This window comes from Azospirillum humicireducens (genome assembly GCF_001639105.2).
GTDB classification, from domain to species: Bacteria; Pseudomonadota; Alphaproteobacteria; order Azospirillales; family Azospirillaceae; genus Azospirillum; species Azospirillum humicireducens.
The window spans coordinates 536113-557416 of record NZ_CP028902.1; the positions used below are offsets into that span (position 1 = coordinate 536113).

Sequence of the window (21304 nt, forward strand, 5' to 3'; positions counted from 1 at the left end):
CCCGCCTCTTGAAGGTTCTGGCGGCGGATTGCCGGATCTGAACCGGCCGTCCCGCCCGACCCCGTTGGGCTGGTCGAAGCCGATGGACCGGCGCCTCAGGCGATCGGCACACCCGCCATCAGGCAGAGCGCGGGAGCTTGGGGCATGGCGTCTGCCACCGCATTGCGGTTCCGCCAGGCACGGGGGGAGACGCCGACGATACGGCTGAAGGTACGGGTGAAATGGCTCTGGTCGGCGAAGCCGCAGGATAGCGCCACGTCGGCCAGCGTCTGCGAACCGTCGCGCATCAGCGTCTTGGCATGCTCGATCCGCCGCTGCAACAGCCACTGGTAGGGGGTGGTGTTGGCGGTGCGCCGGAAGGCGCGGACGAAATGGCCGACCGACAGCCGGCATTCGGCGGCGAGGTCGGCCAGCCGGATTTCCCCGTCGAGGTTGGCGGCGATCATCTCCTTCACCCGCTTTTCCTGCCAGGGCGCCAGCGTTCCGCCGCTCCTGACCTCGTTGGTCCGGCCATAGGCGGTGACCAGATGGGTCGCCAGCGCCGAGCAAAGATGATCGTGGTACAGCAGGCTGATCCGCTCCGGAAAGGCCAGGGCCGGCAGCATGGCGGACGCCAGCGCCGTGACGGTCGGGTCCTTCACCGGTCGGCTGGGCTCGATCGCCAGATCCTCAAGCCGGCTGCCGCGGACGTCCGGGCAGACGCTTTCCAGCAGCGAGCGGGGAAGATGGAAGATCAGCGTGTCGAAGGCGGTATGCATGTGGCAGTCGATGCGGCGGCGGTAATCGTGGATGCTGGTCAGCCCCGCGATGTTGGCCGGCTTCTCCACCGGCACGCCGTCGACCCGGATATCGGACCGGTAGTTCGACAGGTGATGGCTCACCAGGAACGCATCCTCGGGCTCTGGACTGCCGAAGCGGCCGATTCCGGCGATCTGGCAACGGACCCGCGCCACCCCCACCGTTCCGCGGGGCGACCGAAGGACCAGCACGTCGGGCTTTTCCGGCATCGGGACGTAGCGCAGGTGGAGATTGCTCTGAAAGGCCGTGGCCATGGGTGTCTCCGTTGGCTTGCGTGCAGGCTGCCGCTTCCATCATCGGGAAGACCGGCGGGCGAGCCATGTCGGAACGGCCGGCTTGGCCCCCCGACTTGCCTGCACACAGGGTAGGCGCGGCGACATGCCGCACACCACTAGACACAGATAAACCACGGCAGTGTTTAGGTAGACCGTCCCTAGACCTTGGTTTAGGTTCTCACCCGTCGACGTAAACCGTCCGCTCGGACGACGCTAAATTAGCAAAGACCGGGCAAACCTCGCCAACTCCCCCGCATGCCTGTCGGCTGCCGTCTCAGCCGCGGTTTATGCCGAGCGCTTCGGCCAGCCGCACGAGATCGGCGACCGCCCGCACCCCCAGCTTCTTCATGAGGCTGGAGCGGTGGAGCTTCACGGTGATCTCGCTGATGCCAAGCTCGGCAGCCACCTGCTTGTTCAGAAGGCCGCGGGTCACCCCCGCCAGCACCTCCCTTTCCCTGGGGGTGAGGCTGTCGTAGCGGGCACGGCCGTCGGCCAGCACCCGGTCCTGGCTGCGCCGTTCGCCGTCCCGCGTCAGCGCCGCCTCCACCGTGTCCAGCATTTCCTGGTCGCGGAAGGGCTTGGTCATGAAATCGAAGGCCCCGGCCTTCATCGCCTTGACCGACATCGGGATGTCGCCATGGCCGGTGATGAAGATGATCGGCACGCGGATGCCGCGCGCGTTCAGCTGTGCCTGGAATTCCAGCCCGCTCATCCGCGGCATGCGGATGTCCATCACGATGCAGCAGGTCGCGTCGGAGAACTGGGCGTCCATCACGTCCTGGGCCGAGGCGAACAGGCGGGTTTCCAGCCCGACCGAGCGGAACAGGCTGTCCAGCGACGAGCGCAGCAGCGGATCGTCATCGACGATCAGCACGATCCTGCGGTCCGACGGGCTCTGCTCGGCCGGCCGGCCGGCCGTGGCGGGGTGCATGGTCTACGGTCACTCGCTGTTGCGGCGGCAGGGGTCCGACGCCCGGTCAACCGGCGGTCAGGCTGGCGTAGGACGGGTCGGCCCCATGATGAACCGCGCCCCCGCCCCCGGCACCTAACCTTTGGTATGGGGTCCCCCCACCCAAGGTTCGCAGCCGCCCTTTCGACGTATGGTTCTGCCGGACGGCAAGGTCGCCCATATTGAAGGCAGCGTTTCCCTCCGTCAGCAAGGCCGCCACCATGAGCCCATCGGGCCGCCCATTCCCTTACGCACCGGCCGCAGCCTCTCCGGCCGGGGACGCCGGCCGCTAGCCGCCATGCGTCCGGCCCCCGCCAGCGCGACCATCGCGATCGTCGAGGACGACCCCATCGTCCGCAACAGCCTGGGAAGCCTGATCCGCTCCTTCGGCTATCGCATCTCGCTGTTCGCCTGTGCCGAGGACTTCCTGGGCTCTCCGCCCGAGGGCGTCGGCTGCCTGATCTCCGACATCACCATGCCGGGGATGAGCGGGCTCGACCTGCAGATTGCTGTCAAGGCCCGCATGCCGGAGATGCCGGTCCTTCTGCTGACGGCCTTCCCGGACCCCCGGATCCGCGACCGGGCGATGGCATCGGGCGCCCGCATGTTCCTGGAGAAACCCGTCGATCCCGACGATCTCCAGACCATCCTGCAGCGCATCCTTCGGGAAAGGGATCAGACCTGACGCATCGTTCCTATCCGTTTCGGGGTAGGACATAAGCCGTTTGGCGGTTATGCGTCCGCCGTTGACTGATGTATCACCGGATCGGGCTCCCCTCATCACACAGCCGGCAAGGTCCGATGGCGTCCGGAAACGATCCTCTCCGGGACAGGGAAACGCCTGCTCCCACCCGACCCGCGGCGCCGGCCGCGGCGTGGCTGGACGACGCCCGGCCCGAGTTGCTGGCCACGGACGGAAGCCGCAGCCTGCTGCGGCTGACCGGTGCCGACGGGGCGAGCTGGCTGGCCGCGCGGACCGGCTGGGCCAACGAGGCCGCCGGCCGGCAGTTCGACCATGAACTGAGCCTGAAGCCCCTGCTGGGCGAGGATTGGGCGCTGGTCCCGCTGGATTTGCGGCTGACCCGCGACGGGCCGGCACTTCTCTACCCCGACGACGGCGGGCAGCCCTTGTCCACCCTGCACCGGCCGCCCCTGATCCGGTTCCTGGAGGTCGCCGCCCAGGCCGCCGCGGCTTTGGGCGAAGCCCACCGCCGCCATCTGCAGCATGGCGCCCTGCAGCCGCAGGCGCTGATGCTGGCACCGGATGGCAGGGTCCGCCTGACCGGCTTCGAGACGGGACAGCCAGACCCTGCCGGTCGGGGCGAGACCGGACGGCGGCCCACCGCCTACACCGCCCCGGAAACCGCCGGACCGGACGGACAGCCGGGCGACGAGCGCAGCGATCTCTATGCGCTGGGGATCGTGCTGTTCGGCCTGCTGACCGGCCGGCCGCCGCTGACCGGCGAGTCCCCCGCGCAATGGCTGCACGCCCACATGGCGGTACAGCCACCCTCCCCCAGCAGCCTGCGTCCCGACGTTCCGCCGATGGTGGACGCGCTGATCCTGAAGCTGATCGCCAAGGCCCCCGACGACCGCTACCAGAGTGCCGCTTCGCTGGCCGACGACCTGACGCGCTGCCTGCGGGACTGGTCCGCCCATCGGCATATCCCCTCCTTCGAACTGGCGCGGTCCGATCGCATCCGCCGGCTGGCCGCACCCGCCGCCCTGCTGGGGCGGGAGGAGGAACTCGGCCGGCTGGGGGTTGCCTATGACCGAGCCGCGGCAGGCGGGCGTGGGCAGCTGGTCTTCGTCGGTGGCGCTCCCGGATCGGGCAAATCCGCGCTGGTCGCCGACTTCATGCGGCACCGGCTTCCGGCGGATGCCCGCATCGCCGCCGGCAAGACCGACCAGTATCAGCCCGCCGTTCCCTACGCTCCGGTGCTCCAGGCGCTGCGCCGGCTGGCGGCCGTGGCGGTCGCCGGTCCGCTGGAGGAGCTGGAGGAGTTGCGCGCCGGTCTGGCCGGACCGCTGGACGGGCAACTGGCGCTGTTCCTCCACCTGCTGCCGGAGTTCGAGCCGGTGACCGGCCCTGCCGGCCATACGCTGGACGATCCGTCCAGCCTGCAGCCGCTGCGCATCCGCCGCATGCTGACCGACGTCCTGCAGGCGTTCGCCCGCCCCGGCGCACCGGTCCTGCTGTTCCTGGACGACCTGCAATGGGCCGACGAGGCCACGCTGGCCTTCATCCGCGCCATCGCCGACACCCCGCCACCGGGGCTTATGGCGATCGCCGCCTACCGGGACACCAGTGCCGATATCCGGCCGGGCTTCGGCGGTTTCCTGACATCCTTGCGGGATGGCGTCACGGCACCGGCCTGGATCGCCCTTCCGCCGATCGGCCCGCAGGCCACCGCCGCCCTGGTCGCCGCGGTGCTGGACGAGCCGGTCGACCGGTCGGAGGAGCTGCTGCGGCTGATCGGCGAGAGGACCGGCGGCAACCCGCTGCACATCCTGCAGCTTCTCCGCACACTGGCGGATGACGGGACGCTGCGCCACGATGCCGGCCGATCGGCCTGGACCTGGACGGACGGCGGGGCGGCCCTGCTGCCGGGCGGCGATACGGTCACCGACCTGCTGGTCGTCCGGCTGCGGCGTTTGGCGGCTGCCGGCCGGAACGCGATGCGGTTGCTTGCCTGCATCGGAAGCGGCGCCGACGACCGGCTCCTCGCAGCGGTCGCCGGCCTGCCGCCCGCCGCGGTGCAGGCCGCACTCGCCCCGGCGGCGGCGGCGGGTCTGGTGCTGCATGGGGACGCAGGCGGCTGGACGCTGGTGCACGACCGCGTGCAGGAGGCCGCCTACGGGCTGACACCGGAAGAGGATCGCCCGGCACAGCATGCGGCCATCGCCTCGGCCATGCTGGATCTGTGGCCCGACCGCGGCCCGCAGGAGCTGTTCAGGATCGCCGCGCAGATCGAGCTGTCGTTCGGCGCCCCGCTGTGCGCCGGTCGGGCCGACGCTTTCGCCGGCACCCTGATCGACGCGGCAGGTCAGGCGGTGGCCGCAGCCGCGCGCGGCCGGGCGCTGACCTATCTGGCAGGAGCCGACCGCATCCTGGGGGAGGAGCGCTGGACCCGGTCCTACCCGCTGGCCTGGCGGACGGCTGTCCTGACTGCCGAATGCCAGCTGGCGAGCGGCGACGCGGCTGGAGCGGATCGCAGCATCGACGGGCTGTTCCGCCATGCCGATGGCGCCATCGACGGCGCGGAAGCCTACCGGCTGAAGGCGGCACGGCTGACCGTGGCGTCGGATTTCCGCGGCGCGGTACGGGTAGCGCTGGACGGATTGGCGCTGCTGGGGATCGACCTGCCCGCCGACCCGCCGCCGGGGGCGGTCGCCGCCACTTACGACAGGATCAGGCGCCTGCTGGACGGACGGCCGGTCTCGATCCTGGCCGACCTGCCGCCCATGGACGACCCGCGGATGGAAGCCGCCATGGCGCTGCTGACGGCGCTGGAGGCGGCCTACTTCTACCCGGCGGGCGATCTGGTGCATCTTCAGCTCGCCATCATGGTGGAATTGACGCTGACGCATGGCGTGACCGCCGCCTCTGCCCAGGGGATCGCGTGGTTCGGCGTTTCCCTCGCAACCGTCTTCGACAAGTATGAGGAAGGCTTCGCCTACGCCTCCGTTGCGCTGGAGCTGGTGGACCGCCATGGTTTCGAGCGCTACCGCACCCCGGTGCTGGTGGCGCTGGATCAGGTCGGCCCCTGGACGCAGCCGCTGTCCTACGGCCTTGCCCATGTGCGCGAGGCCAAGAAGGTCGGGCACCGGAGCGCCGAGCTGCGCATGCTTTGCTACAGCTGCAACCACATCGTCTCCGACCTGCTGGCGATGGGGGAGCGGCTGTCCGCGGTGCGGGAGGAGACGGACCCGCTGATCGCCATCGCGCGGGACGCGGGATTCGACGACATCGTCGATCTGATGTCGACCCAGCAGGAGTATGTGCTGTCGCTGCAGGAGGATGCCGGCCGGACGGTCGGCGCCTGGGAGGCCGCCTTCCTCGACCCCGCGACGGCGCCGGGCCGCACCCCGATGTCGGCGCTGTATTTCTGGACCTGGCAGCTGCGCGGTCAGGCTGCCCTGTACCACCGCGACTTCGCCCTGGCGCGGGCCAGCCTGGCGCCGGCCTTCGGCATGACCTGGGCGGCGCCGGCCCATATCTCCGTCGGCGAGCTGACCTTCTACAACGCCGTGCTGCACACCCAGGACCCCGGAACGGATCCGGCGGCGGCACGGGACGAGGTGGCGCACTGCCGGCGGCGGCTGGCCCTGTGGGCGGGCATCAACCCGCTGACCTTCCGCAACAAGCTGGCCCTGGTCGATGCGGAGACGGCGCGGCTGGACGGCCGCGACGTCGAGGCGATGCGCCTCTATGACGATTCCGCTGCCGCCGCCGCGGCGGCCGGCTTTTCCCATGAACAGGCTCTGGCCCACGAGCTGGCCGGCCGCCATGCCCGGTCGCTGCAGCTCGGCTACGCCGCCCGCGACCAGCTGAGGCTGGCCATGGCCGCCTACCGGCGCTGGGGAGCGCTGGCCAAGGTGAAGGGGCTGGAGGCCGAGTTCCCCTTCCTGGCCGCCGATGGCCCCTCCGACGCACGGCACGGCATCGAGGATCCGAACATGGAGCTGGTGCTGAAGACGGCCCATGCCCTGTCGGAGGAGATCCTGCTGGACCGGCTGGTCGAGCGGCTGATGACCGCCATGATCGTCCATGCCGGCGCCCGCCGCGGCTCCCTGCTGCTGATGCGCGGGGACGAGCCGCGGGTGGAGGCGACCGCGACACTGATCGACAGCGACATCGTGGTCCGGCTTACCGACGACGTCCCGGCGGAGGAGCGGGTGCCGGCCGCCGTGCTGCACACCGTGCTGCGCACCCGGCGGACGTTTTCCTCCGGCGATGCCGCGACGGCCGGCGGGACGGCGGGCTCCTTCCTGTGCCAGCCCCTGATCAAGCAGGGCCGGCTGGTCGGCGTCCTTTACCTGGAGAACGACCTTGCGCTGAACGTCTTCACCCCGCGCAAGGCGGCGATGCTGGAGGTTCTGGCTCCGCAGGCGGCCAACGCGCTGGAGGCGGCCCGGCTCTACACCGACCTGATGCTGGAGAACCGCCGCCGCCAGGAAATGGAGGCGGCGCTGCGCGTCGCGCGTGCCGATCTGGCGCGGGCGAGCCATCTGACGGTCATGGGGGAACTGGCAGCCTCCATCACCCACGAGATCAGCCAGCCGCTCGCCGGCATCGTCGCCAGTGCCGGGGCCAGCCTGCGCTGGCTGAAGGCCCCCACCCCCGACGTGGCAGAGGCCCTGTCGAACCTGGAGGACATCCGCACCGCCGGCCTGCGCGTCGCCGACATCCTGCGGGCGCTGCGGGCGCTCGCGAAACAGGCCCCGCTGGTGCTTGAACCGCTGGCGGTCGATCCCCTGGTGGAGGAGGTGCTGACCCTCACCGCCGACGAGATCGGCAAGCGCGGCGTCCACCTGACCGCCGATCTCCGCGGCGGCGGCATCCAGGTGCGGGGCGACCGCACCCAGCTGCAGCAGGTGGTGCTGAATCTCGTCACCAACGCGCTGGATTCGATGGCCGGCCACGGCGGAGCGCGCGAGCTTCTGGTGGAAAGCCGCGCGGCGGACGGCGTGCTCGCGGTCAGCGTCACTGACACCGGCAGCGGCATTTCTCCCGACATCCTGGCACGAATCTTCGATCCCTTCTTCACCACCAAGGACAGCGGCATGGGGATGGGACTGTCGATCTGCCGCTCGGTCATGTCCGCCCATGGCGGGACTCTGTCGGCGGACAGCGGCGGCGGCGGCAGCCGCTTCACTTTCACCCTGCCCATCGAAACGGAGTGACGGACCCGGCCGGCAAGCCTCACGGCAGGTGGCGGTTCAGCGCGTCGATCACGGTTCCGGGGGCCGACAGGTGCGGCAGATGCCCCGATGCGTCGAGCACTTCGAGGACGCTGCCGGCGAGATGGTCGCGCAGATACTCCGCCGCTTCCCGCGTGACCGCGGAATCCTCGCGGGTCTGGAGGACGACCGCCTGAACCGTCACCTCGGTCAGGCGGCTGCGCAGGTCGCTCTGCAAAATGGTCAGCAGCAGGGACAGGGCCATGTCCGGACGCATCGCCCTCAGCGCCGCGACGAATTCCTTCACCGTGGGATCCTCCGCCGGGGCGGAAACCACCATCTGTCCGAACTGCGCGGTCCAGCGCAGGTAATCGCGCGTCGCGCTTTCGATCAGGCCGTCGATGTCCGCACGCTCGAAGCCGCCGCGATAGGTGCCGATGTTGCGGTAGCAAGCCGACGCCCCCAGCAGGACAAGCTTGCGGAACAGGTGGGGGGCCTTGACCGAGGCGAGCGCCGCCACCAGGCCCGCGACCGAATGGCCGACGCAGACGCAGCGCTCCACCCTGAGGGCACCGAGAACCATGGCGACGTCGCGGGCATAGGCGTCCAGCGTGCCGTAGCGGGCGTGATCGTAATGGATCTGGTTGGCCGGCCCCACGCCGGCCAGATCGAACGACAGGATGCGGTAGCGGTCCTTGAAGGCATCAACGACGTGGCGCCAGGCGGACTGTTCGGTGCCGAAGCCGGGAATAAGGACGAGCGTCTCGTCCCCCGATCCGACGAAGGTGGCGTTGTGCCGCTCCAGAATAGCGTTGCCGCTTTCGATCATCTTCGGATGGCCTGCTCCAATCGCCAACGAATGCAGCCATACTGTGCATCGCACGCGCAAGCAGGATCGCCCGGCCCGACAGCATTCACATCATTTCGGCGTCTTTGCGGCACCCCCTTCAGCCTGTGCCGGCGTGGCCGGATGCCGCTTCAGCCAATCCTGCAACTGCGCGATCTCCCTGGCCTGGTCGTCGACGATCTTCCGGGCCAAGGCTCGAAGCTCCGGGTCTTTGCCGTATTTCAGCTGCACCTTCGCCATGTCGACGGCCCCGTGGTGATGGGGCAGCATCATGCGGGCGAAATCCTGGTCGGCATCGCCGGTCATTGGTTTGCGCATGTCGCGGTTCATCTTGCGCATGCCGTCCATATAGGCCTGCGAGGCCGGATCCCGGATCAACTGGTCCTGAGGCAATTGATCGGACGGCATGGGATGGCCCTGCATCCGCTCTTCCCCCGGCTGGCCAGCTGACTGATTGGCGGGCTGATTGGCGGACTGGGCCAGTGCGGTGCCTGCGATCAGGGCCAGCGCCGCGGCGCAGGATGCCAGGACATGGCAGCATCGGATGGTCGTCATGGTCTGCTCTCCCGTGGTATCGGCACCCCGCTGCATGCGGGGACCTGGAGCAGACAACAGCCCATCCGACGGGTGGTTCACCGCAGCAGGTGACGGCGGACGGCCTCGGCGGCCAGAATCACCGCCGCCTCGGCCTTTCGGACATGGCGGGTCATGCTGGCGAAGGAGTGGGGAAGCGCGTCGTGCAGCACCAGACGGTGCGGGATCCCCGCCGTCTCCAGCCGCCGGGCGAGACGCAGGCTGTCGTCGCGCAGACAGTCCAGACCGGCAGCCGCCACATGCAGCGGCGGCAGTCCCTGCTGATCGGCGAGCAACGGGGCGGCGGCCGGATCGCGGGCGATCCCGCCATGGCCGAGATACTGCCGCCAGTACCAGCGCATCCGCTCGGTCGTCAGGCCATAGCGCCCGCCGCCGAACAGCCTGTGCGATTCCGTATCGAAATCATGGGCGAACATGCCGTAGAGCAGCAGGCCGAAGGACAGTGGCGGTCCGGGCTCGGTCCGCGCATCGAGGGCCAGCCCGAGCGCCAGATTGGCCCCCGCCGAGTCGCCGCCGACGGCGATCCGCTCCGGGTCCAGCCCATGAGCGGCACCACTCCCCACCACCCAGCGCAGGGCAGCCAGCGCCTCGCCCCTCTGATGGGGAAAGCGCCGTTCCGGGGCAAGGCTGTAGGCGACGGCGCAGACCGCCGCACCGCTGTGCCGGGCCAGCAGCCGCAAAAGCCGGTCATGGGTGTCGATGGAGTTGAGGACGAAGCCGCCGCCGTGGAAATAGATCAGCACCGGCAGGGAAGCGCCGGGATCGGAGGGCGGCCGGACCAGGCGCAGGCGCAGCGGGCCGGCGGGACCGGCGCACTCGACCTCCCGCACATCGGCCGGCAAGGCCGGGCCGTTGAGGAAGAGGTGATAGCGCTCCGCCGCGTCGCGCGCGTCGGCCAGCGGCAGGCGCAGCGGATCGGCCGCCAGCAGTCCGGCGCGGGCGGCCAGTTCGCCCAGTTCGACGACCTGGGGGTCGAGCGGGTCACGGTGAAGCGGCAGGAGGGTATCCGGCATCCGAGATCTCCCCAGGCTCAGAGAATGTAGGACATCACGAGATACAGCACCGCCTCGCCATCGCCGGCATTGCGGTAGCGGTGAGGACCATCGGCCTCGAACAGGATCGAGTCGCCCTCTTCCAGCCGGTGCTCGCCGTCGGCGGTGGCGATCCCCACCCGGCCGCTGCCGACCAGGATGTTCTCCACCGTGCCGGGGGAATGGCCGTCGGAGGACTCGTCGGCGCCGGGCGACAGGCGGAGCTCGTAGAACTCCACCTGCCGCTCTCCCTTGAGCGGGAACAGCGCGCGCGAGGTGAGGCGGCCGTCGCGGGAGGTCAGGCTGCGCTGCTCCGCCCGCCGGATCACCGTGGTCCCGGCGTCGCCGCCGGTGCTGAGCAGGCTGGAAAAGGATAGGTCCAGCGCCTTGGCGACCGTCCACAAGGTGCCGATGTCGGGGCGTTGGCGCCCCTCTTCGATGGCCGTCAGCAACGCAGGGTCCGTCCCGGACAGCTGCGCCAGCCCGTCCACCGACAGGCCCTGACGCCGGCGGAACCCACGCAGATTGTCGCCGATCACCCCAACCAGCTGGTCGATCGAAGTCTGCGCAGCGGCCTTCTCGTCCGACAGAACCGCCGGGTCGCGGACTGTCCGGCTGAAAGCGGGGGCGGTGCCGATCGTCATGGATCCATGCTCCTTCGACAGGAATGAGCGGGGCGACGCGGACCGCGCCCGACGGGAGTCGGGATGATTGAACATCAATTATACCTACTCATCAAGTAGGAAAATTGATTTCATGTTGTGAATTAATCCTGTAATCGCATTTATATACTATATTTTCATGTATAATTTTGCGATGATCCGAACGACAAAACGCCACGCCCGTCCGGGATGGCCGGACGGGCGTGGCGCTGGGCGTATCGCAGCGGATGGGGCCGGACCGGCGCTTACGTCAGGGCGGCGTCAGGCTCCGGAGTGTGGGACTTCACCTCGTGCCGGTGCCGCTCGGCGAAGCGTTCCAGGACACGGCGGGCGGCGTCGAAGGCATCGCGGATGGCCGCATCGGCGGTCTCGTGGCCATGGCCGCCGGATTTGTCGCTGCGGACGACCAGTTCCTCTCCGGGGACGGTCATGGCGATCTGGACGGTGAACTGCTTGCCCTGATGCTGGTGGCGGTGGGGAACCTCGAAGACCACGCGCTTGGCCAGGATGCGGCCGAAGAAGCGGTCGAGCTTTTCGGCATGCTCGCGGATCAGATGCTCCAGGGCGGGAGACGGGTCGATGTTGCGGAAGGCGATCTGCAACGGTTGACGCATGACCAAACTCCTTGTTCGGCGCGCGGAATGGACCTGAACGGCCGCTCTCCCGCGGGGCCCGGCGCGACCCCCGGTGCCGCTCAAGGGCCTTTGGGGTGGCGGGGACTTGATGAGGCCAGGATCGCACATCTGAAAAATCACGCATTAATCTGGGTCAATGCGGCCTTCGGTTGCCGGATGTAGACTCCCGCCCGTTTTCAGGCCAGGCCGATCAGATGGATCAGGCCCAGGCTGACCGCGCCCAGCATGAGAAGGCAGAGGACGACCGCCGCGGTCACCCGCCCGCCCGCCCGCGCCACCGTCCGCACATCGACCCCCAGCCCGAGCGCCGCCATCGACACCACGGTCAGCAGCGTCGCCGCATGCCCCATCGGCACCAGGGCTGGCTGCGGAATGAGGTCGAGGGAGCGCAGGGCGATCATCGCCAGGAAGCCCTGGATGAACCACGGCACCAGACGACGGACCGGCGGCGCGGCCGGACGGCGGGCGGCGGACGCAGTCCTGTCCAGCTGCGGCGCCAGCAGCGACAGAATCAGGCAGACCGGGCCCAGCATCAGCACGCGCACCAGCTTCACCAGCGTGCCGACCTGCACCGCCGTGCTGCCCAGCGGGGCGGCGGCGGCGATCACCTGCGGCACGGCATAGACGGTCAGCCCCGCCAGCGCGCCATACTGCACGCCGCTCAGCTTCAACCCGAGGCCGATCACGGGCAGGGCCAGCACGACGGCCACCCCCAGCACGGCGGTGTAGGCGATGGAGGCGGCAACGTCCTCGCTGTCCGCATCGATCACCGGCGCCACCGCGGCGATGGCGGAATTGCCGCAGATGGCGTTGCCGCAAGCCACCAGCAGAGCCATCCGCACCGGCAGGCCGAGCAGCCGGCCGATGCCGAACCCCGCCGCGACTGCGACCAGAACCACGGCGGCGATGCCCAGCAGAAGCGCCGGTCCGGCCGACAGGATGGTGGCGGCGCTGACCGTCGCGCCGAGCAGCACGACCGCCACCTCCAGCAGGGTCTTGGCCGAGAAGGCGATGCCCGGACGCCAGAGCGCGGACGGCGTCCACATCGTGCGCAGCGCGGTGCCGATCAGGATCGCCAGCACCAGCGCCTCGATCCACGGCTCGCCGAACAGCCGCGCCTCCCCCCAGCCGGCGGCGAAGGCCAGGACCGTGACCGCGGCGCACAGGGCGATGCCGGGCAGAACGCTGCCGATTTGGCCGAACATGAGGGAAAGGACGGAACGTCCCGGCGCCGGCCTTGCCGGTGCCATGGCGTCAGGGGGCATGGTCGGGGTCTCCAAAGGCGGGCGGCGGGGAAGGACGGTGCCGCTCCGGTACAGGGACTATGGAGACCCAGACCGATCACATCCAACGCAATAACCTGATGTATTCGATCACTTCAATTTATGGAACGCCCGCTCGGTCCGGCAGGCAGTCGTCGAAATCCGGGAGCTGCCAGGGACCGCCGAGCGCGGCGTTGCGCAGAAGAAGAACCAGCTCGTCGCGCGACCGGGTGACGGCGGTGTAGAGCCAGCGCCAGCGGTGTTCCCGGAAGGCGGCGGAGTCGTCCACCACCGTGACCGACGGGAATTCCGAGCCCTGGGCGGCGTGGCAGGTGATCAGCCAGGCCCAGTCATAGAGCTGGATGTCCTTGCCCACCCGCGGCTGGACCATGCCCTCGGTATAGTGGGCCTGGAACATCCAGGGATGGACCATCAGCTTGCCGCGGGACCGCACCTCGTCCTCCATCTGCACGCCCAGCGACCACAGGCCGGCGTCGCGGCCCTGGGCCTCGGCCGCCGGACGGGTCAGCGTGCCGATCATGCCGTTGTAGAGCCCCTCGTCCTTCTGGTTGCGCCGGCAGATGACGCGCTCCCCCGTCTGCGGCATCACCGACTCATGGCCGAGCAGCGCGCGCATCCGCTTGGTGTAGGTGGTGCGGACACGGTGGGTGCCGCAGATCGCCTGCGACGAGGGCCGCATCACAAGCGACTGTGTGCTGCGCTCCAGCGGCAGGACATGGACCTTGCCGACGGCGCCGAAGCGGCGCGGCATCTCATGCCGGCGCAGCAGGTGGGCGAGCCGGATGACCGGGCTTTCCCGCGCGGTGCGGTGCGGCTCGGTCAGGCGGAAATCGGGCTCGCCGCTGGTGAACAGGCCCTGGCCGGAAACCGGCGGCAGCTGGTAATCGTCGGCGATCACCAGGATCTTCTTCTCCGTCCGCAGAAGGTCGCGGGCCACGTCGTCGCCGATCATCGACCCCTCGTCGCAGACGATCAGGTCGGCATCGGCAATCGGGCCGTCGCTGCGGCGGGAGAAGAACAGCTCGCCGGTGTCGCCGTCCTTGCGCGGGGCGTAGAGCAGCGAGTGCAGGGTCGCCGCCCCCTCGATCCCCTTCTGGCGCAGGACCTGGGCGGCCTTGCCGGTCGGCGCGCCGACCACATAATCGGTCAACCGACGACGGTCCAGCAGATGCTCCAGCACGAAGGCGGTGGTCTTGCTCTTTCCCGTTCCCGCCTCTCCGGCGAGCCAGAAGACCTGCGGCGCCCGGTCGTCCGTGTACCATGCATCGATCGCCTGGATCGCGCGGTGCTGCTCGTCGGTCGGCGTGTCGGATTGCATCGGGTCCAAACCAGGATCAAACCATGAATCAAGGCGGCACATTAGCCTGCCCACCCGCCGGCGGTCCAGTGGCGATCCGCCTCGATGCCGATATGCAGCCCCTCCCCTTTCAAGCGTGAGCGCGACTGCGCACATGCTGTGCTCCCCCTCGCCGCCACTGAAGAGGATTCGTCCCGCATGCGTAACCCCTACTGGCAAGGACCCGTCTCCTCGAACTTCGATGGGGTGCGCTTCTTCAATCCGGGAGAGCCGGACACCGACCGCTCGCTGCGCCAGCTGCTGCGCTGGCAGTTCGGCCGCCGCAAGGTCAGATGGCCGGGCGAGGTGCCTGTCACCCCCGCCGTGCCGAACCCGGAGGCCGACGCGCTGCGCGTGACGGTGGTGGGGCATGCGACCGCGCTGATCCAGGCGCCAGGGCTGAACATCCTGACCGATCCGGTCTGGTCGGAGCGGGCGAGCCCGGTGCGCTTCGCCGGGCCGAAGCGGGCAACGGAGCCGGGCATCCGCTTCGACGACCTGCCGCGGATCGACGCCGTTCTGCTGTCGCACAACCATTACGACCATATGGACATCGACACGCTGAGGCGGTTGCAGGAGCGTGACGCGCCGCTGGTCGTCACGCCGCTCGGCAACGACACCATCCTGCGCAAGCATATGCCCGGGATAAGGACGGCCGCGGGCGACTGGTGGAGCCGGTTCGAGATTGCCGCGGACACCGAGGTCCACATCGTACCGGCGAACCACTGGTCGTCGCGGACGGTGCGCGACCGGCGGATGGCGCTGTGGGGCGGCTTCTTCCTGCGCACGCCGGCCGGCACGCTCTATTTCGCCGGCGACACCGGCTATGGCACCGGGGCGGCCTTCAAGGCGATCCACCGGCGGCTCGGCGGCTGCGATCTCGCCCTGATCCCCATCGGCGCCTACGATCCGCGCTGGTTCATGTCCGCCCAGCATTGCGACCCGGAGGAGGCGGTGCGGATCATGCTGGATGTCGGAGCGCGGAAGGCCGTCGGCATCCATTGGGGCACCTTCGCCCTGACAGACGAGCCGCGCGAGGAGCCGCCGGAGCGGCTGCGCGCCACGCTGGCCGCCCATGGCGTCGAACCCGGCAGGTTCGAAGCGGCCTTTCCGGGAATGGTGGTGAGCGCCTGACGGGCGGGCCGGCGCTCACCCGCCCCCCATCAAGCCGGACACATCACGCCGGTGTCGGCGCCTGTTCCGGCAACACGCCCGACGCCTTCAGCTCCCGCCAGAAATCGGCGGGGATCGGCTGCGCCATCAGCTGGACATTCTCCTGCAGGCGCGCCGGGTTCTTGGTTCCGGGAATGACCGAGGCGACCACCGGATGGGCGGCGCAGAACTGCAGCGCCGCCGCACGCAGATCGACTCCATGGCGGCCGGCGACCTCCGCCAGCCGGTCGCGGGCGGCGACCTTGTCGGATGAGGCCTCCTGGTACTCGAAGGTGTTGCCGCCGGCGATGAGGCCGGAGTTGTAGGGGCCGCCGACCACCACATGCACGCCGCGCTCCGCGCAGCGCGGGAACAATTCATCCAGCGCCGGCTGGTTCAGCAGGCTGTAGCGGCCGGCCAGCAGGAACACGTCGGGGTCGGCGCGTTCCAGCGCCATGACGCAGGGCTCCACCCGGTTGACTCCCAGGCCCCAGGCGCGGATCACACCCTCCTCGCGCAGCCGCGTGAGCGCCACGGCGGCGCCCCTCATGGCGGTGTCGAACACCTCCAGCCAGCGGTCGCCATGGGCGTCCTCGGCGCAGTCGTGGATGTAGGCGATGTCGATGCGCGCCATGCCCAGCCGCTGCAGGCTGTCCTCGATCGACCGGCGGACGCCGTCGGCGGTATAGTCGTAATCGACGCGGAACGGCAGCCCCTTCACGAAGGGGCCATGGCGTCCGCCCTTGCTCCCGTCCGCGCGGAGCAGCCGCCCGACCTTGGTGGACAGCACGAACCCGTCGCGCGGACGGTTGCGCAACACATGGCCGAACCGGTGTTCGGAAATGCCGGGACCATATTCGGGAGCGGTGTCGAAATAGCGGATGCCGGCATTCCAGGCGGCGTCGAGCGTGGCTTCGGCGATGTCGTCCGCAACCTCCTCGAACATGTTGCCCAGGGGAGCGCCGCCGAAGCCGAGCGGGCCGGGCGGAGCGAAATGCGCGCTGTCTGGCATGGGAGCCCTCATCATGTCCGGCGCTCCCGCCGCCGGGCGGGGTGCCGATGCCTTTGGTTGCCCACCGTCAACACCGCCATTCGCCGCACCGTTCCGAACCCGATCGTTCCGAACCCGATGTCAGGCGGCCGAGGCTTGGCGGTCGCGGCCGGCGCTCTTGGCAAGGTAGAGCGCGCGGTCGGCCTGCGCCAGCAGGTCGTCCAGCCTGCAACGCCGCCCGGACACACCGATGCCGATGCTGACGGTGACGGTCAGCTCCCGCCTGCTCCCCGGCACCTGCACCCGCACCTCGCGGACATCCGCCAGCAGCCGTTCGGCCACATGCTCGGCACCGCTGCCGTCGGTCCCCGGCAGGATGATGGCGAACTCCTCGCCCCCCAGGCGCCCCAGCAGGTCGCCGCTGCGCACCGCCGATCCCAGGATGCCGGCGAGAGCGCGCAGAACGTCGTCGCCGGCCTGATGACCGAAACCGTCGTTGATCGCCTTGAAATGGTCGGCGTCGATCATCAGCACGCTGACCGGGCTGCCCTGGCGCCAACCAGCCTCGAGCAGGGCGCTGCCGCGCTCCATGAAGGCGCGCCGGTTCAGAAGGCCGGTCAGGGCGTCGAGATTCGCCAGTTCCCACAGCCTCTCCTCCTGCAGCTTGCGCTCGCGGATGTCGCGCAGGACGCCGACATGGATCGCCTCACCCTCGCTCTCCGAGCGACCCAGGGTGAGTTCGACCGGGAATTCGACGCCGCTGCGGTGCCGGGCGACCAGTTCGTGGCTGGCGCCCTGTCTCGACCAGCCAAGGGTGTCGAAGCGGCCGGAGCCGGACAGGGTGGACGGATCGTTCGGCAGCCCCGGCAGGATCAGGTCGACGTTCCTGCCGATCACATCGTCGGCCGGATAGCCGAACAGGGCGGTCGCCGCCGGATTGAGGAACTGCACCGTGCCGTTGCCGTCCATCACAAGCATCGCGTCGCGTGCCGTCGCCAGGAAGGTGGTCAGCCGCTGTTCGCTGCGCCGCAGGGCGGCTGTCCGCTCCGCCACCCGCTGCTCCAGCCGGGCGTTCGCCTCGGCCAGATCCTGCATGGCGTGCCGCCGCCGGGCGACCTGCCGGTAGAGCACCACGGACAGGACCGCGCCGCCGCCGCTGAGCACGACATCCAGGGCGAAATAGGCCGGCAACCGGCTGATCCAGTCTGCGATCGCATCCGGCGTGCGGATCGCAACGGCCGCGACGATACCGTAGCGGGGGCTCACCTCATAGGCGCCAGGTCCGACCACATCAGGCATCACCGAAACGCGCTGGAATGCTGCGACGGTGCCGGGTGCCGTCGATTGCTGACGGAAAAGGGGCCATTCGGCGGCCGGCTGGCCCAGGCAATCGGTCTTGGGCAGGCAGCCGAACACGTAGCCGGACGGGGACAGGATGGCCGCCTTCATTCCCTCGGGAAGCGCCGAGGCGTGCAGGGTGGCGAAGAAGAGCTCGGGATCGATGGCAGCCGCGATGATCCCGATCAACCTGCCGAAGCGATCTTCGATGCGCCGGCTCACCGGCACGACCCATTCGCCGGTGACGCGGCTGATGACGGGCTTGCCGATGAACAGGGTGTCGGCGTTGCCTGACAGATGGTGGTGGACATAATCCCGGTCGGACAGATCGATGCGAGCGGGGGAGTTGCTCCGGGAATCGTAGCGCAGGTGCCCCTCCGCCGAGACGACGAACATGCTGCGGAGGATGGGCGTGATCCGGTGCTGATGAACGAGCAGCCGGTGAATGTCCACGTCATCGAGCCCGGCGATCCGCTCCGACGCGCGCATGAACTCCGACACCATGGACATGCTGCGATTGACGATCTCCAGCACCTCGTCCATGTGCTTGGCATTGTTCGCGGCGGCGAGGGCGGCGACATCCACCATGGAGCGGAGGGCGGCCTCGCGCTCCGCCGCCAGCAGAGCGCCGAGCACCCCGTTGAGCAGGCCGATCAGTCCGATGGTCGCGAGGACCCATGCGCGCTTCATGTCCACACACGCCACAGTGCCGGGACGGCCAGCATCCTTCGCAGAGTGCCAGCCACGCAATTGGGACCCACCGCAGTTGCAGACGGACCGAACGCCATCCCGGCCATCATCGGCCCGTTCATGGGCGGAGTGCGGACATCCGGCCGATGCCAGCGGTTGTTGATGATGACCGCTGGTATCATACCAGCGGCTCTTGATCCTGACCTGNACGGCCGGGATCTAGTGGGATTTTCCGGGATCGAATGGGACGCGAATCGTTGCCGGACAAGGGTTTCAGCAGCGTTGCGTCCCAGAACGTCAATCCATTTGACGCGGTGGATTAGCTTCAGTCTGCGCAGGATGGTTTGACGTTCGTGCGTCGGAAACGGAGCGGAGTTCGTAGATGATATCGGCCAATGCCTTCCGAAGGCTTCCAAGGGCGAACACGATCAATCCACCGATAATTGTAATCGTACCAATGATAAAATCACCAGAGATAACGACTATCTGAATTACTCCGACAACACTGATTACAGTGCCAAAAATGCGAAGAAAAGTAGCGGACGCTGATGGATAGCGCAGGGTGTCTTCTCGCAGATCTTTCATTATGCCTCTCAATATCGGAAATGCTGCCCCAAATTGGGATTGACAAAGCGCCGCGATTATCGACTGGCGTTGTCGTTCATTGCAGCTGCCGCTTGAATATCATAAAAGAACAGCCTCTTCGAAGAGAAATGATCGGATATATCGCCCGCATTGGTGATGATCTTCAGTTTCCGACGCCGCTCTCGATTGGCCAAAGCCATTGCAAAAATCTGACGAAGTTCTGCGGCCTCAGGGAAATCCTCAACCGCGGGGTAACGACACATTGGCACACTCCGTGCTATCCCACTCAAGCCGCGTGGCCGGTGGGGGGAGGGGTCTCATCGAGACCGGGTCGATGTTGCTCCTCAAACGGGTTGTGCCAATCCCGTGACCAGGGTTTCCCAGCCCTGGCCCCCGCTGCTCGGCGGCATACTATCGTATGCCTCTGAGGTTGCAGCGTTATGGATAGTGTGCCACCAGAGGGTATCCATGCGCAAGATTTGCGCGGCTATTTGATTCAATGTTTCGCGCTTGCAATCGTATAGGGCTTTTCACTCGGCAAGGCGAACAATGTCTGACAAGTCCGGGTCTGCTGAAATGTCAACCGGATGGCCTGCAATACATAGTTCGGGAGGAACATCGCTTCCTTCCGTTTGGAGCCGCGCACGGCGCCGTTCCAGCAATCGGTAGAACAACACGGTAACCCGCGCCTTGTGTCGCGGCGGCAGCTGCAGGTCCTCTGCTTCCAAGAAGAGGTCAACGCCTTCCACCAGATTAGCCAGCAATGCCTCATCCATCCTGCCCAGAGCGGATGGCGCCGCTGGTGTGCAATCGCCAAGCAACATTGGGCCTATGCCCCAAGCCAGCCAGTTCATACTAACGCCCACTGGCTCACACAACCCTGTCGCTTTTTCTAGTGGCAGCTTGTGCTCCCCGCGAATGTACCGGTTCAGCATCTCCAGTGTGCTGCCAGCGCTGCGGGCGGCCTGGGTCTTCGTTTTGTAGAGGCCAACCACGAGAGAAATGCGAGATCCCAGTTCATCGAACGAAGTGGGATCCTGGCTTCCCACTTCACGCTCTCCGGTTCGTGTCTTGGAAGCCATTGAATTCACACAAATAATCTCCATTGCGGGCGACCTCTAGCGTGAAGCGAACTGGGAAGCCTTCCCACCCTGATTTTTCTCGTTGTTATCCGTCGAAAACTCGTGGTAATACGATAGAAATATCGATAGTCGTAGGCGAGACAATGGCAAAACCCGTAGTTCCCTTGGACCCTGCTGATCGCCGTGATTGGGTGATATCTGCGTTACGTCGTAAGGGCAGCAGCATGCGCCAGATCGCCTTTCAGATTGGCGTCTGCCCTCAAGCTGTCGCGCAGGCGCTGCACCTGCCATCTGCCCGCATCGAAGCCGCGCTGGCTGAAAAGCTCGAACTCGCGGTGCAGGACCTCTTTCCTGAGCGGTATCGGGCAGATGGAACACGGCTGTGTCGCACTCGGCTGCCAGATCGCAAAGCGGCCTAATAGCGGCGGCGATACAGCCGCCCGATTGCCAGCGAGGACGAGGCCCAGCCCAAGTGGACGTCGGCGACATCAATCAAGGCCGCAGAAAACGGCCGGCTTACGTCGACCAAGGCCGCAGCTAAGGCGGCAGACGCCACCGTCACATGACGTTGAGCAGTGTCCTTAAAGAGTTCCTCAGAGAGTTTCATTTTTGCCTCATTTCCTCAACTCCGATGACGCTCGCAGAGCAATAGGCGCATCCACAACGGGAATAGAGATGGCCAAATCTCCATACAAACATCGTCGGCCCGGCAGCCTGAAAGCCGCTGTCGCCGACCTGATCGAACACTGTGGCGGTCTGCAGCGCGCTGCTGAAGTAGCGCGCGTGTCAAGATCCCAGCTGTTCAGGTACAGTAATGACAGCGAAGAAGACGCCAATTGTCATATGCCTGCAGATATCGCGGCGGCTTTGGAGCGCTACTGCGGTCAACCAACAGTTACTGAGTGGCTGGCCGTTGAGGCAGGTTGCGCGTTGCTGCCTGTGACGGTCGAGCCAGCCGCAGAAGCAATTCCCAAGAACGTGGCCGAGATCGCTCAACACGCGAGCAAGCTGTTTGCGGAGTTCGCAGCCGCTTACTCCGATGGGGCCATTGACGCGGGTGAAGCCGGGAAAATGTTGTCAGCCGGCGACGAGATGCTGCGCGAGTACATGCATCTGCGGCCGGCGCTGACCGACCGGACGCGGGGCTGAACG

20 protein-coding genes are annotated in these 21304 nt (G+C 67.7%); 5 read left to right on the top strand and 15 right to left on the bottom strand.

The features are described 5' to 3' along the window. Positions 1-95 precede the first annotated feature (95 nt). Positions 96-1052, bottom strand: a complete 957-nt coding sequence (locus A6A40_RS16950) for a helix-turn-helix transcriptional regulator (protein ID WP_108547069.1) — start codon at positions 1050-1052, stop codon at positions 96-98. Positions 1053-1347: 295 nt separating this feature from the next. After that, entirely contained in the window at positions 1348-2004 is a 657-nt protein-coding gene (locus tag A6A40_RS16955; protein WP_108547070.1) for a response regulator transcription factor, read from the bottom strand. 316 nt (positions 2005-2320) lie between these two features. Here A6A40_RS16955 and A6A40_RS16960 point away from each other — a divergent pair, with 316 nt between their 5' ends. After that, on the top strand, positions 2321-2707 hold the full coding sequence (locus tag A6A40_RS16960; protein WP_108547071.1) for a response regulator transcription factor: 387 nt from the start codon (positions 2321-2323) through the stop codon (positions 2705-2707). A 215-nt stretch (positions 2708-2922) separates the two neighbouring features. Further along, positions 2923-7929, top strand: a complete 5007-nt coding sequence (locus A6A40_RS16965) for a trifunctional serine/threonine-protein kinase/ATP-binding protein/sensor histidine kinase (protein ID WP_158279303.1) — start codon at positions 2923-2925, stop codon at positions 7927-7929. A 19-nt stretch (positions 7930-7948) separates the two neighbouring features. On the opposite strand, the gene A6A40_RS16970 is transcribed toward A6A40_RS16965, so the two are convergent. The 7 genes from A6A40_RS16970 to A6A40_RS17000 all read right to left on the bottom strand — a co-directional run bounded on the left by A6A40_RS16970 (position 7949) and on the right by A6A40_RS17000 (position 14296). Next, entirely contained in the window at positions 7949-8755 is an 807-nt protein-coding gene (locus A6A40_RS16970; protein WP_108547073.1) for an alpha/beta fold hydrolase, read from the bottom strand. Positions 8756-8845: 90 nt separating this feature from the next. Then, on the bottom strand, positions 8846-9328 hold the full coding sequence (gene copM / locus A6A40_RS16975; RefSeq protein WP_108547074.1) for a CopM family metallochaperone: 483 nt from the start codon (positions 9326-9328) through the stop codon (positions 8846-8848). Positions 9329-9405: 77 nt separating this feature from the next. Continuing rightward, positions 9406-10380: an alpha/beta hydrolase gene (locus tag A6A40_RS16980; protein ID WP_108547075.1), complete on the bottom strand. Its 975-nt coding sequence runs from the start codon at positions 10378-10380 to the stop codon at positions 9406-9408. A gap of 17 nt (positions 10381-10397) precedes the next feature. Next, positions 10398-11042 carry a helix-turn-helix domain-containing protein gene (locus A6A40_RS16985; protein WP_108547076.1) on the bottom strand — a complete coding sequence of 215 codons (645 nt, stop codon included), beginning with the start codon at positions 11040-11042 and terminating at the stop codon, positions 10398-10400. 263 nt (positions 11043-11305) lie between these two features. Next, positions 11306-11674, bottom strand: a complete 369-nt coding sequence (locus tag A6A40_RS16990) for an HPF/RaiA family ribosome-associated protein (protein WP_108547077.1) — start codon at positions 11672-11674, stop codon at positions 11306-11308. A 197-nt stretch (positions 11675-11871) separates the two neighbouring features. Then, entirely contained in the window at positions 11872-12900 is a 1029-nt protein-coding gene (locus A6A40_RS16995) for a YeiH family protein (RefSeq protein ID WP_108547078.1), read from the bottom strand. Positions 12901-13078: 178 nt separating this feature from the next. Beyond that, positions 13079-14296: an ATP-dependent DNA helicase gene (locus A6A40_RS17000; protein WP_108547079.1), complete on the bottom strand. Its 1218-nt coding sequence runs from the start codon at positions 14294-14296 to the stop codon at positions 13079-13081. 177 nt (positions 14297-14473) lie between these two features. On the opposite strand from A6A40_RS17000, the gene A6A40_RS17005 reads away from it, so the two are divergent. Beyond that, the gene (locus tag A6A40_RS17005; RefSeq protein WP_108547080.1) at positions 14474-15448 is read left to right on the top strand and encodes an MBL fold metallo-hydrolase; all 975 of its coding nucleotides are present in this window, start codon (positions 14474-14476) and stop codon (positions 15446-15448) included. A 43-nt stretch (positions 15449-15491) separates the two neighbouring features. Here the strand turns inward: A6A40_RS17005 and A6A40_RS17010 are convergent, their stop codons facing one another. The 5 genes from A6A40_RS17010 to A6A40_RS30430 all read right to left on the bottom strand — a co-directional run bounded on the left by A6A40_RS17010 (position 15492) and on the right by A6A40_RS30430 (position 20119). Then, positions 15492-16478, bottom strand: coding sequence for an aldo/keto reductase (locus A6A40_RS17010; protein ID WP_108547081.1), 987 nt, complete (start codon positions 16476-16478; stop codon positions 15492-15494). Between the two features lie 120 nt (positions 16479-16598). Next, the gene (locus tag A6A40_RS17015) at positions 16599-18485 is read right to left on the bottom strand and encodes a diguanylate cyclase (RefSeq protein ID WP_108547082.1); all 1887 of its coding nucleotides are present in this window, start codon (positions 18483-18485) and stop codon (positions 16599-16601) included. A 297-nt stretch (positions 18486-18782) separates the two neighbouring features. Further along, positions 18783-19070 (bottom strand): hypothetical protein, encoded by a 288-nt coding sequence (locus A6A40_RS30420; RefSeq protein ID WP_146191575.1) that lies wholly within the window; start codon positions 19068-19070, stop codon positions 18783-18785. Between the two features lie 56 nt (positions 19071-19126). After that, a complete protein-coding gene (locus A6A40_RS30425) occupies positions 19127-19333 on the bottom strand; it encodes a hypothetical protein (RefSeq protein WP_146191576.1) in 207 nt (68 codons plus the stop codon). A 267-nt stretch (positions 19334-19600) separates the two neighbouring features. After that, complete coding sequence (locus tag A6A40_RS30430; RefSeq protein ID WP_211112038.1) at positions 19601-20119, bottom strand: helix-turn-helix domain-containing protein; 519 nt, start codon at positions 20117-20119, stop codon at positions 19601-19603. Between the two features lie 176 nt (positions 20120-20295). On the opposite strand from A6A40_RS30430, the gene A6A40_RS17020 reads away from it, so the two are divergent. Further along, a complete protein-coding gene (locus tag A6A40_RS17020; protein WP_108547083.1) occupies positions 20296-20571 on the top strand; it encodes a helix-turn-helix domain-containing protein in 276 nt (91 codons plus the stop codon). Here A6A40_RS17020 and A6A40_RS17025 read toward each other — a convergent pair. Then, complete coding sequence (locus A6A40_RS17025; RefSeq protein ID WP_108547084.1) at positions 20568-20759, bottom strand: hypothetical protein; 192 nt, start codon at positions 20757-20759, stop codon at positions 20568-20570. The two genes, A6A40_RS17020 and A6A40_RS17025, sit on opposite strands and share 4 nt — an antisense overlap. A gap of 68 nt (positions 20760-20827) precedes the next feature. Here A6A40_RS17025 and A6A40_RS30435 point away from each other — a divergent pair, with 68 nt between their 5' ends. Next, positions 20828-21301, top strand: coding sequence for a phage regulatory CII family protein (locus tag A6A40_RS30435; protein ID WP_146191578.1), 474 nt, complete (start codon positions 20828-20830; stop codon positions 21299-21301). Positions 21302-21304 lie beyond the last annotated feature (3 nt).